The organism is Bacillus sp. REN3, assembly GCF_017912555.1.
GTDB lineage: Bacteria > Bacillota > Bacilli > Bacillales > Cytobacillaceae > Mesobacillus.
The window spans coordinates 1-1,788 of sequence record NZ_JAERSD010000051.1 but is presented as its reverse complement, the minus strand read 5'-3'; the positions used below and the strand labels follow the sequence as shown (position 1 = coordinate 1,788).

The 1,788-nt window shown below is 46.0% G+C and carries 1 protein-coding gene; it reads right to left on the bottom strand.

The window, feature by feature from the left end:
• Nucleotides 1–211: 211 nt before the first annotated feature.
• Nucleotides 212–1,648 carry a DDE-type integrase/transposase/recombinase gene (locus tag JJQ88_RS20880; protein WP_210367969.1) on the bottom strand — a complete coding sequence of 479 codons (1,437 nt, stop codon included), beginning with the start codon at nucleotides 1,646–1,648 and terminating at the stop codon, nucleotides 212–214.
• Nucleotides 1,649–1,788: the final 140 nt, after the last annotated feature.

The window sequence follows — 1,788 nt, the reverse complement described above, 5'->3', positions numbered from 1 at the left end:
GATGATTTCTTCACTGAGCTTGTAAAAATGCTGCCGCAATCGCTCTTGACAAACACGCCAATGGTTTGTGGGGTGTTCATCAAGGGCGAAGGGGACAAAAGAAGGCATGCCAAATAAGCCCTTGGTTTTTCCTATTTTAAACCATTGGCAAGTTCGGTTTGTCAAGAGTACGCTTCGCCGACTGCTAGTTAAGGGCTCTGCTAAACAAAAGCTAGGCTGTCTGATCTTCGATCCAATCCTGGGCTAAACCAATCAGCTTGGCCCATCTGGCAGGCATGTTCGGCAGTTGAAGCAACTCTGGTTGAAGGACTGGTACTTTCCCTTCCAGCGCTGAGTGTGGCCGTAAGAAGTTAAAATACGCCACAAACAGTGTCACGTAAGAGACGGAACCTTGTTCGGATCCAAAGCCGTACGTTTGGCGATAGTTGCCTTTGAAGGTCCGGTTCAGCCGTTCGATGATCTGTTTCAACGGCCGGTATTCAGCCGATACTGGATCTTCGTTCGTCAGGCCAATGACTTGCTTGATGTCGAATGATATTCCATGGTGTGCGAAGAAGTGCTGCGCCAATAGGTAAATGGGGTTGCCATCTACTACGAAGGTCAGGTCCTCTGGGATTTCCTTGAACTTCATCAAGACTTCATCGATGGCTAGGATCGCCGTTTGAGTATCCCGATCCCGGGATACGGGATAGGACAGAATGATCTTTTTCACCGCATCGAAGAAGAAGAACAGGTAGTGCCAGCGACCACCAACCCGAATATACGTCTCATCGCCACAGAATCGGTCGGAAAGTTCGTAAGGATAATGATCCACATACGGCTTGAGAAGCAAAGCCACACTGTTTTCGTAATTCAGGATGCTTTGGTGCGAGATATCCAGTCCGTGCACATCCTTCATCAGGGCAGCTGTTTTCCTGGCAGACAGTCCATAGTTCACATGGTAAGTCAGGATAAGTCCCAGGGTGTGAGGCGACACATAAAGCCTGGAAAGATCCACTTTTGGCTTCTTAGGTGATTCCTTCGAAAGTGGCTTGTATTCAATGCGGAACTGGCGAAACAGGTAACGCATCTTGAAATCCTGGGGGGTCTCCTTGAATCGTTTTCTCTCTTTGGACGAAAGTCCATTTAGGTTCCGCTGGTAGAAGGAACACGCATTGTTCTTGCACTTGTAGAGGTCAAAATCTTTCCGTTCCTTCACTTTTTCAAGGGTCTTCAAGCAATGCGGGCATTTCAGGATGGCTTCCTTGGCATACTGGTTTTTCCGATTGAACACACACGCACACACCTTACATTGAAACTGTCCCTTGCCTCCATTATTGGCATAAAGGTAATCTGCAGGAGCACCACACTTTGGGCAGGAAATGTTGGTTGGTACGGATGATTTGGAATTGGAATGACGCCTGACGGGCTTCAGTGGCTTTCCTTTCTCTTCGAAGTACTCTTTCATGAGGATTTTATAATCCAGCTTTTGAAGAGGCTCGATAACCGGAAGTTCATCCACCTGGAGCTTTCGATAAGGCTGGTTCACCGGCTGTTCTTTCGGCTTGTCAAACATGTTCTTGCCGATAAGCAGCGTAAGAAGAGTTCGGATTATTTGATCTTGGTACTTAATAAAAGTTAATAAATAGGTTATAATTTGAGGGTACAACTTGTCACTTCCTTTCTGGGAATTGGGTGTGTGGTAACCTCAATTATCTCCAGAATTCAGGGGGTGACAATTTTTTTGCTTAAAAAGCCCTCTATCATAGGATTTTATAACCTATTTCTTATAAAAGTTTTGACAATACG